Origin of the sequence: Nocardiopsis sp. NPDC101807, assembly GCF_044766605.1 — a bacterium.
In the GTDB taxonomy this organism is placed as follows: Bacteria; Actinomycetota; Actinomycetes; order Streptosporangiales; family Streptosporangiaceae; genus Nocardiopsis; species Nocardiopsis tropica.
Genome location: NZ_JBIWMK010000004.1, coordinates 279106 through 289462 on the forward strand (window position 1 = coordinate 279106; position 10357 = coordinate 289462).

General features: G+C 73.7%; 7 protein-coding genes. 5 read left to right on the forward strand and 2 right to left on the reverse strand.

Annotated features, from left to right (window positions below; genetic code table 11):
- Window positions 1–145: 145 nt before the first annotated feature.
- Window positions 146–2278 carry a bifunctional metallophosphatase/5'-nucleotidase gene (locus ACIRPH_RS14195; RefSeq protein ID WP_402913909.1) on the reverse strand — a complete coding sequence of 711 codons (2133 nt, stop codon included), beginning with the start codon at window positions 2276–2278 and terminating at the stop codon, window positions 146–148.
- A gap of 322 nt (window positions 2279–2600) precedes the next feature.
- On the opposite strand from ACIRPH_RS14195, the gene ACIRPH_RS14200 reads away from it, so the two are divergent.
- Window positions 2601–3164, forward strand: a complete 564-nt coding sequence (locus ACIRPH_RS14200; RefSeq protein WP_402913911.1) for a hypothetical protein — start codon at window positions 2601–2603, stop codon at window positions 3162–3164.
- 238 nt (window positions 3165–3402) lie between these two features.
- Here the strand turns inward: ACIRPH_RS14200 and ACIRPH_RS14205 are convergent, their stop codons facing one another.
- Window positions 3403–4509, reverse strand: a complete 1107-nt coding sequence (locus ACIRPH_RS14205) for a serine/threonine-protein kinase (protein WP_402913914.1) — start codon at window positions 4507–4509, stop codon at window positions 3403–3405.
- Between the two features lie 175 nt (window positions 4510–4684).
- Here ACIRPH_RS14205 and ACIRPH_RS14210 point away from each other — a divergent pair, with 175 nt between their 5' ends.
- The 4 genes from ACIRPH_RS14210 to typA all read left to right on the forward strand — a co-directional run bounded on the left by ACIRPH_RS14210 (window position 4685) and on the right by typA (window position 10214).
- On the forward strand, window positions 4685–5122 hold the full coding sequence (locus ACIRPH_RS14210) for an MmcQ/YjbR family DNA-binding protein (protein ID WP_402913916.1): 438 nt from the start codon (window positions 4685–4687) through the stop codon (window positions 5120–5122).
- A 34-nt stretch (window positions 5123–5156) separates the two neighbouring features.
- The gene (locus ACIRPH_RS14215; protein ID WP_402913917.1) at window positions 5157–7382 is read left to right on the forward strand and encodes an ATP-dependent RecD-like DNA helicase; all 2226 of its coding nucleotides are present in this window, start codon (window positions 5157–5159) and stop codon (window positions 7380–7382) included.
- 75 nt (window positions 7383–7457) lie between these two features.
- A complete protein-coding gene (locus ACIRPH_RS14220; protein ID WP_402913918.1) occupies window positions 7458–7901 on the forward strand; it encodes a (deoxy)nucleoside triphosphate pyrophosphohydrolase in 444 nt (147 codons plus the stop codon).
- A 414-nt stretch (window positions 7902–8315) separates the two neighbouring features.
- Entirely contained in the window at window positions 8316–10214 is a 1899-nt protein-coding gene (gene typA, locus ACIRPH_RS14225) for a translational GTPase TypA (RefSeq protein ID WP_402913921.1), read from the forward strand.
- Window positions 10215–10357 lie beyond the last annotated feature (143 nt).

Below are 10357 nucleotides of genomic sequence, written 5' to 3' on the forward strand. Positions count from 1 at the left end.
GGGCCGGGGGGGGCCCGCCCGCGGGGGGGCGGGCCCCGCCCCGGGGGGGGGGGGTCCCCCCCCCGGGGGGGGGGGGCCCCCCGGCCCCCCCCCCCGGGGGGCCCCCCCCCCCCGCGGAGGTCCCGGGGGACCGGCGCGCCCCCCGTCAGGACTCCGGTCCGGCGGAAGCGGTACCGGCGCCCGTGCGCCTACGGCTCAGGTACAGCGCGGCGCCGCCCGCGCAGACCGCGACCGCGGCCGCGGCGACCAGGCCGAACAGCGCGCTCCCGGTCGTCGGCAGCGCGCCGTCGGCGCCGTCCGGCCGGCCCGGCCCGTCGCCGCCCGGCCCGCCCCCTCCCGGAGCGGTCGGCCCGGTGCTCGGCGGACCGGTCGGCTCCGCGGGGTCCGTGGGGCCGGCCGTCGGACCGACCGGCGGTTCGGTGGGCTCGCCGCCGCCGTCCGGCACCGTGGCCTCCTCGCCCACGACGATGCGGCCGGAGCCGCCCTCGGGATATGCCTGCGCGGTGACCCTGCCCTCCAGGGTGTCGGTGAGCAGGCGTTCCAGGGCCACCTGGTAGGTCGCGCCGACGACGGTGAAGGGGGCGTCCCGGAACGGGTACATGTCCCCGCCCCGGGCGGAGAAGTCGTTGGTGACCACCGTGACCGGATCGCCGTCGACGACCTCGCCGTCCCGGACGAGGACGGTGCCGTCGTGCAGGATCACGCTGCGCACCCGCTCGCCCGGGGTCGTCACGGTGCCCGCGCCGTCCACCGCCTGCGCGGTGCGCGCCGGATCGTACGCGAAGTTGACCCCGGCGACCTGCATGAACGCCCCGCTGGCCGCGGGAGCGGCGGCCACGCCCTGCTCCAGCAGCTCCTTGACCTGGGAACGCGGAAGGTCCGGGACCACGGCCACCTGGTTGGCGAACGGCGCGACGGAGTAGGTGTCCAGCGCGCTCAGCGGCCCCGCGGGGAGCACCGACGCGTTGCGGATGCCGCCGCCGTTCTGGATGCCGATCTGCGGCTCGGGCACCCCGTACTCGCCGGCGTTGCGCCTCCCGGTGTCCAGCAGCCCGTCCGCGACCAGGTTGCCCAGGTTCGTCTCCCGCGTGCGCACGCCCGGGTTCTGGACCCCGTCGAGGTCGACCTCGCTCAGGGCCACCTCGGTCTCGGCGAGCTGTGCGACGTGGTCGGAGACCGGCCCGGTCACCTCGGCCTCGACCCCGGGGTGGGGGGAGACGGCGTCGGCGCCCGCACCGGACACGCGCACCGGGCCGGAGCGCTCGGAGACCGACACCACGTCGCCCCCGTCGAAGTTGACGACCAGGCGGCCCACGTACTTGTAGTTCGACCCGGCGGTCACGATCGGGACCTCGGTGCCGTCCGGAGCGGTGGCGACCAGCGGGTAGGCCAGCGGCTCACCCGTCTCCGGGTGGGCGGTGACCTCGTCCCCGGGCACCAGGACGTCGTCGGGGCCGGCCATCACCTCGTGGCCGCCCCCGGCGACGACGGCGTCGACGCCGGTCAGCTCCCGGGCCACACGTTCCTCGTAGGCGATGTTCTGGAGGTGGGAGATCATGATGATCTTGTCGACGCCCTCGCCGGTCAGCCGGTCGACCTCGGCCTGGACCGGGACGACGAGGTCCTCGACCACCACCCCGCGCGGGCTGGTGATGGTGGCCAGCGGGGGGTAGAGGGCGCCGACGATGCCGACCCGCTCTCCCGAGACCTCGACCACGGTGCTGGGGGCGATCCGGCCCGCCGCCTCCTGGGCCGCCAGGTTCGGCTCGGCCGAGACGTCCACGTTCGCGGCGACCACCGTCGTGTCCCCGGTGAGCTGGTCCACGAAGTCGGCGTACACGTCCGGACCGAAGTCGAACTCGTGGTTGCCCATGGAGATCGCGTCGTAGCGGGCGTGGTTGGCGGCGATGGCGTCGTAGGAGGGCGCACCGTCCTCCTGGGAGGCGGCGAACTCGGGCCCGGGCAGGTACATGTCGCCGGAGTTGACGGTCACGACACCGCGCTCGCGGGCCTCGTCGGCCCCGGCCTCCGCGCCGGCGCCCTCGGTCTCCCGGAGCCGGTCGAGCAGCGTGGTGAAGCGGGCCGCGCCGCCGAAGTCGCCCTGTCCGGAGGCGGAGAGCAGCTGGGACTCGGGGTCGTTGGCGTGGAGGATCGTCAGCGTGAAGTCGGGGGAGGCGCCGGGGGCCGCGGGCCGGACCGCGGCCGAGGCCGCCGGGAGCGGGACCGCGAAGGCGCCCGCCAGCATCAGCGCCGCTGAGGCGCGCACGAGTCTGGACATGTCTGCGGGACTCCTTCGGGGGATCGGCGGGGGTCCGCCTGCGGTGGGTGGGGGCCGGAGCGGGTCACCCCGGAGGGCGGGACGGATCGGGCACGCGCCGAGGGGTTACGATGTGCAGGATCTGCGGTGCGGACCGGGGGTTCCGTCCCAGCCGTATCGCCGCGTACAGCTTCTCATGCCCCCTATCATCACCCCCGGTGACCGCCGTCGCCCCTCCCGAGGGGGAGTGTCGGGGGAATCCGCCGCCCGATCCCGCGCCCGGCGGGCCGGCCGCCCCTACCATGGGGGAGGCAAGTTCGCTCGACACCCTCGGAGGACGTCAGTGTTTCCCTCTGGCCAGGACCCGTACGACCCCGACGGGGCACAGGGCGGAGGCGATGTCCCGCCGCAGAGGGGGATCCCCGACTTCGGCGCCCGCTTCGACGCGCTCCGCCCCGACGCGCCGCTGCCGAGGAAGGTGGCGGTCGTGCGCACGCTGATGTACATCGGCGGCGCCTGCGGCCTCGGGCTGACGGCCCTGTTCCTGCTGGGGCTGAGCGTGCCCCAGGAGGTGATGGCCGACGCCCTGCGGCAGCAGGCGGAGCTCGCCGCGCAGGAGGGCGTCGAGCTCGCGGTCACCGTCGAGATGATGCGCTCCATGATGATCACCATGGCCGCCGTCACCGGTGTGTACGGACTGCTGTCCACGCTCCTGGCCGGTCGGATCCGGCAGCGCACCGTCGGCGTCTTCTGGGGCGTGGTGGCCTTCCAGACCGTCGCCGGGGGGCTCCTGCTGTGGAACCTCGTCGTCGGCGACCTGATCGCCGCCGTCCCGCTGGGCTTCGCGGTCACGATGATCGCCTACATGTTCTCCCGTGAGGGCCGCGCCCACTACGGGCTCCTCTAGGGCCCTTCCGCGGACGCCCGCCCCGGCGCGCGGCGCCCGCGGAACACGCCCGGGCCCGTCTCCCCCGGACCGGTCCGGTTCGGCGTCCGCCGGGCCGCCCCCTCGCGGTGCCGACCGCGTCCGGACGGCTCCGCCACCGCCCGACGCGGTCGACGCGGGCGCCGAGCCGACCGAAAGCCTCCGCGGAACGTCCCGGGCCCGTTCGGCGGTCCGCGCCGGGGGGAGCCCCGGCGCGCGGCTACGGGGCGGTCCCGTCCGCCCCCGTGCCGGGGGCGGCGCGGCCGAACAGGCGCGCCCCCTCGCGCGGGGGCTGCGGCGGGCGCACCGCCACCTCCGTCCACCTGCGCTCCAACAGGCGGCGCACGGCCGCGGCACCCGTTCCCGGCGACGCCTCCCCGTCGGCGGGCGGACGCACCCCGCCCTCCGGGGACTCCAGGGCCAGCGCCGCCCGGAGCAGCTCCGCGGAGTCCGGCCTCTCGTCCGGGTCCTTGGACATCGCGGCGAGCACCAGCCGCTCCAGGCCGGGCGGCAGGTGCTGGAGGTCGGGCTCCTCGAACATCACACGCCGGGCCATCTCCTTGACGTCCGCCCTCCCGAACGGGTCGTGCGCCACCGAGGCGAACGCCGTCACCGCCCCCCACAGGAACACGTCGGCCTTCTGCGTCGTCGGCTGGCGCCGGTACTGCTCGGGGCTGATCCACCCGGGCGTTCCCAGCCGGTCCACCGTCGAGGCGACCCGCTCGTCGGCCAGGGTGTCCGGTGAGGGCAGCCCGAGGTCGCGGTAGGCGCGGCGCATCCGGCGCAGCCTGATCCACTTGGTCGGGTCGGGGTCCTCCACGGGGTGCGCGATGCCGAAGTCGAGGATCTTGGGCCCGGTGGGGGAGAGCACCACGTTGCTCGGCTTGAGGTCGCGGTGCACCACCCCGGCCGCGTGGACGGCGCGCAGCGCCTCGGCCGTACCGACGGCCAGGCCCAGCAGCATGCCCCTGCGCAGCCGCCCGAACCGCTCCACGTGGTGCCGCAGGGTCGGGCCGGGGACGTACTCGGTGATCATCCACGGCAGGTCCGCCTCCACGTCGGCGCGCACGAACCGCGCCACCGAGGGGCTGTTCACCCTGGAGAGCAGGCGGGCTTCCAGCGCGAACCGCTCGCGGAACCGCCGGTCGGCGGCCTGCTCGGGGTGGACGACCTTCACCGCCAGGTAGCCGTGCACGCCGGGGGAGTCCGCCGCGTACACCGTGCCCATGCCACCGGAACCGATCCGGCCGCGCACCCTGTGCCCGCCGATCTCGCGGGGGTCCCCGGGCTCCAGGGGGTCGAGCCTGCGCGCGCCTCTGGCCTTCATGGACGCTCCCTTGTCGGTGGGGTGCTGCGCCGGAGTCTATCCGCGGCCCTCCCGGGCGCCGGTCGGCACGCGCCGCACGGCACCCGGCCCCGGCGGCCCGCCCCGCCGGGGGCGCCGGACCCTCCCGAACGTCGTCGCCCTCTGGCACTGTCGGGGGCGAGAGGAAGGCGACGCCATGACACCCGGACAGTTCATCGACGCGGCGCTGTGGTTCCCCGAGGCCGACGAGAGCGAGCCCTTCGGTCCCGGCGCCCTGGTCTACAAGGTGGCGGGGCAGAAGATGTTCGCCCTGCTCACAGGGGGATCGGACCAGGGCGGTGAAGACGACGTCCCGGCCACGGTCAACCTCAAGTGCGATCCCGACCTGGCCCTGGAGCTGCGGGACCGGTACCCGGCCGTCACCCCCGGCTACCACATGAGCAAGAAGCACTGGAACTCCGTGCTCCTCGACGGCACCGTGCCCGACGACGAGGTCGCGGAGATGCTGAGGCACTCCTACGTCCTGGTGGCGAGTAGCCTGCGCAGAGCCGACCGCGACCGCGTGCTCGCCGTGCTCGGCGAGGACGCGCCGGACCTCGGAGGGCCGGGCGCGGCGGCACCGGAACAGGCGTGAACGCGCCCGGTCCACGGGAGAGGAGGGCGGCCACGTGTCCGACGGGACCTTCCGGCCCGCGGTCGTGCAGGGTGTCCTGGAACGCATCACCTACGCCAACGAGGACAACGGGTACACCGTCGCCAAGGTCGACACGGGGCGGGGCGCGCACGACCTCCTCACCGTCGTCGGATCCCTCATGGGGGTCCAGCCGGGGGAGGCGCTGCGCATGCACGGCCGCTGGGGCTCGCACCCCCAGTACGGCAGGCAGTTCCACGTGGACGACTACACCACCGTCCTGCCCGCCACCGTGCAGGGCATCCGCCGCTACCTCGGCTCGGGCCTGATCAAGGGCATCGGCCCCAAGATGGCCGAGCGCATCGTCGGGCACTTCGGCACCGAGGCGCTGGAGGTCATCGAGGAGCACCCCGAGAGGCTCGTCGAGGTGCCCGGCCTCGGACCCAAGCGCACCAGGCTCATCGCGGACGCCTGGGAGGAGCAGAAGGCCATCAAGGAGGTCATGGTCTTCCTCCAGGGGGTCGAGGTCACCACCTCCCTCGCCGTGCGCATCTACAAGAAGTACGGCGACGCCTCCGTCGACGTCGTGCAGAAGGAGCCGTACCGCCTGGCCACCGACGTCTGGGGGATCGGCTTCAAGACCGCCGACACCATCGCCCGAGCCGTGGGCATCCCGCACGACAGCCCGCAGCGGGTGATGGCCGGGATCCAGTTCACCCTCTCGGAGTCCACGGGCGACGGCCACTGCTACCTCCCCGAGGAGAAGCTCATCTCCGCCGCGGTGAAGATCCTCCAGGTGGAGGCCGGCCTGGTGATCGAGTGCCTCGCCGAACTCGTCGCCGCCGAGGGCGTGGTCCGCGAGACCGTGCCCGGCCCCGCGGGCGAACCCGTCCGTGCCGTCTACCTGCTGCCGATGCACCGCGCCGAGATCGGCCTCACCTCGGGGCTGCGCTCGCTGCTCGCCCACCCGGCCGACCGCATCCCCGCGTTCGCCGGGGCGGACTGGGACGTCGTCATGGACTGGCTGCGCGAGCGCACCCGTGCCGACCTCGCCGAGGCCCAGCGCGAGGCCGTCCGGCTCGCCCTCACGGAGAAGGTGTGCGTGCTCACCGGCGGCCCCGGCTGCGGCAAGTCCTTCACCGTCGCGTCCGTCGTCACGCTGGCCGCGGCCAAGCACGCGAAGATCATCCTGGCCGCGCCCACGGGCCGGGCCGCCAAGCGGCTCACCGAGATGACCGGGATCGAGGCGCGCACGGTGCACCGGCTCCTCGAACTCCGGCCGGGGGGCGACGCCGCCTTCGACCGCGACAACCCCCTCGACTGCGACCTGCTGGTCGTGGACGAGGCGTCGATGCTGGACGTGCTCCTGGCCAACAAGCTGGTCAAGGCGGTGCCGCCCGGGGCCCACCTGCTGTTCGTCGGCGACGTCGACCAGCTGCCGTCGGTCGGGGCGGGCCAGGTGCTCAGGGACCTGCTGGCCGAGGGCTCCCCCGTCCCGAGCGTGCGCCTGACCCACGTCTTCCGGCAGGCCCAGGACTCCGGCGTCATCACCAACGCCCACAGGATCAACGGCGGGGAGCCGCCGCGGTTCGAGGGCATGGCCGACTTCTTCCTGTTCCCCTGCGAGGAGTCCGAGGACGCCGCGCGGATGACCGTGGACGTGGTCGCCAACCGGATCCCCCGCAGGTTCGGCCTCGACCCGCGCCGGGACGTCCAGGTGCTCACCCCCATGAAGGGCGGGCCCGCCGGGGCGGCCAACCTCAACACGGTGCTCCAGTCCGCGGTGACCCCGGCGGGCGAACACGTCCCGGAGCGCCGTTTCGGCGGCCGCGTCTTCCGCGTCGGCGACAAGGTCACGCAGATCCGCAACAACTACGACAAGGGCGAGAACGGGGTGTTCAACGGGACGCTCGGCGTGGTCGAGGGCATCGACGCGGTCGCCCAGGAGATCACGGTGCGCACGGACGAGGACGAGGAGATCGTCTACGACTTCGCGGAACTGGACGAACTCGCCCACGCCTACGCCATCACCGTGCACCGCTCCCAGGGCAGCGAGTACCCCGCCGTGGTCGTGCCCGTCACCACCAGCGCCTGGATGATGCTCCAGCGCAACCTCCTCTACACGGCCGTCACCAGGGCCAAGAGGCTGGTCGTCCTGGTGGGGTCCCGGCGGGCCCTGGCCCAGGCGGTCCGCAACGCCTCCTCCGGCCACCGGCACACCGCCCTGGCGCACCGGCTCCGGTCGGCCCCGGCGGGCGCCTGAACGCGGGCTCCGCGCCGGCCCCGGGCCGAGGGGCGCGGGCGCCGGACGGAGCGCCGCCGGTCTAGGCTGGCGGGCGTGGATCACACGGAGCAGCAGACCCTGGTCGTGGTGGGCGCGGTCGTCATCCGGGACGGCCTGGCGCTGGCCGCCCAGCGGGCCGACCCCCCGGCCCTGCGGGGGAGGTGGGAGTTCCCCGGCGGCAAGGTCGACCCGGGGGAGGCCTCGGCCGACGCGGTGGTCCGCGAGTGCCGGGAGGAACTCGGCGTCACCGTCCGGCCCCTCCACAGGATCGGTGAGGACGCGCCCTTCCCCGCCCCCGGCCCCTCCCGGCCGAGGCCCGCTGTGCTCCGGCTCTGGCGCGCCGAACTGGTCGACGGCGAGCCCGAGGCGCTGGAACACCTCTCCCTGCGCTGGTTCACCGCCTCCGAGCTGCGCACCGTCCCGTGGCTGCCCGCGGACGTCCCCTTCCTCGACCTGATCGCACCCCTGCTCGCACCGGGGACCGCCGCCCACCCGTAGGCTGTACCCACCGGTCCGTCCGCGACCGGGGCCCGTGCCCGGCCTCCGCCGGCGCCCGGGACACGCCCCGGCGGACGCCGGAGAGCACCACCCCGGCACCGCCCTCGCCCGGTCGAGCGGTCGGCGCCGGGAGGGAGACGGGCTCGGGGAAGCACCGGGCGACCCACCGCGCCGAAGGCGCGGACCGGCGGCGACGCACGCGGATCCTCCACGGGCCGACCCCGCGCCGCCGTTCCCGGGCCGGTACGGCCGTCCGCGCGGTGAACGCGGGGTGGCCGGCGCCTGCGCCGGGCGGTCGGGGGTGACCGGGGTGACCCGCACGTTTCCCAACCAGACCACTATGACCGCATAAACTGGCAACGGGCCGTGGCAACCTGCGGTCTCTTCCCAGTACCAGGAGATCGAGACTTTCCCATGTCCAGCGCTACGCCCGTCGAGGGCTCCGCACGCCGCAGCGACCTCCGCAACGTCGCGATCGTGGCCCACGTGGACCACGGCAAGACGACCCTCGTTGACGCCATGCTCTGGCAGTCCGGCGTGTTCCGTGAGAACCAGGACGTCGACGACCGGGTGATGGACTCCAACGACTTGGAGCGCGAGAAGGGCATCACCATTCTCGCGAAGAACACGGCCGTCCACTACACCACGCCCGAGGGCGAGGACGTGGTCATCAACATCATCGACACCCCCGGCCACGCCGACTTCGGCGGCGAGGTCGAGCGCGGCCTGTCCATGGTCGACGGCGTCGTCCTGCTCGTGGACGCGAGCGAGGGCCCGCTCCCGCAGACCCGCTTCGTGCTCCGCAAGGCCCTCCAGGCCAAGCTCCCCGTCATCCTCGTCATCAACAAGGTCGACCGGCCCGACAGCCGGATCGCCGAGGTCGTGGACGACACCTACGAGCTGTTCATGGACCTGGACGCCGACGAGTCGCAGATCGAGTTCCCGATCGTCTACACCTGCGCCCGCGACGGCAAGGCCTCCCTGGAGCGTCCCGAGAACGGCACCGTGCCGGAGAACGACAACCTCGTTCCGCTCTTCAGCACCATCCTGGAGACCATCCCGGCCCCGGAGTACATCCCGGACGCCCCCCTCCAGGCCCACGTCACCAACCTGGACGCCTCCCCCTTCCTGGGCCGCCTCGCGCTCGTCCGGGTGCAGCAGGGCGAGCTGCGCAAGGGCCAGCAGGTCGCGTGGATCCGCACCGACGGCAGCACCCAGCAGGTCAAGATCACCGAACTGCTGATGACCGACGGGCTGGAGCGCAAGCCCGCCGAGAAGGCGGGGCCCGGCGACATCGCGGCCATCGCCGGCATCGAGAACATCATGATCGGCGAGACCCTCGCCGACCTGGAGAACCCGGTCCCGCTCCCCCTGATCACGGTGGACGAGCCGGCCATCTCCATGACCATCGGCACCAACACCTCGCCGCTCGTCGGCAAGGTCAAGGGCTCCAAGGTCACCGCTCGCCTGGTCAAGGACCGCCTGGAGAAGGAGCTCATCGGCAACGTCTCCCTGCGCATCCTGCCCACCGAGCGGCCCGACACCTGGGAGGTGCAGGGCCGCGGCGAGCTGGCGCTGGCCATCCTGGTCGAGCAGATGCGCCGCGAGGGCTACGAGCTGACCGTCGGCAAGCCGCAGGTGGTCACCAAGGTCATCGACGGCAAGGTCCACGAGCCCGTCGAGCGCCTCACCGTGGACGCCCCCGAGGAGTACATGGGCGCCATCACCCAGCTGCTCAGCGTCCGCAAGGGCCGCATGGAGAACATGGTCAACCACGGCACCGGCTGGGTGCGCATGGACTGGCTGGTCCCCTCCCGCGGCCTCATCGGCTTCCGCACCGAGTTCCTCACCGAGACGCGGGGCACCGGTATCGCCCACCACGTCTTCGAGAAGGTCGAGCCGTGGTTCGGCGAGCTGCGCACCCGTCCCAACGGGTCCCTCGTGGCCGACCGGGCGGGCGTCGCGGTGCCGTTCGCGATGTTCAACCTCCAGGAGCGCGGCACGCTGTTCGTCGAGCCCACCACCGAGGTGTACGAGGGCATGATCGTCGGCGAGAACTCGCGCTCCGACGACATGGACGTCAACATCACCAAGGAGAAGAAGCTCACCAACATGCGCTCGGCCACCGGCGACGAGCTGGTGCGCCTGGTGCCGCCGCGCAAGCTGTCCCTGGAGCAGGCCCTGGAGTTCTGCCGCGAGGACGAGTGCGTCGAGGTCACCCCCGAGCACGTGCGCATCCGCAAGGTCGTCCTCGACCAGAAGGAGCGCGGCCGCACCGCGGCCAACAAGAAGCGTCAGCAGCAGTCCTCGTAGCGCGTACGGGGTCTCACACGGTGGGCGGGTCGCGTACGCGACCCGCCCCCCCGGCGGTTTCCCGCCGGGGTGGCCGGGGAGGTCGCCAACAACATGAAGAACGAGCCCGCGTGGCCCCGGTGCGGGGGCGCGGGCCGGCCGCC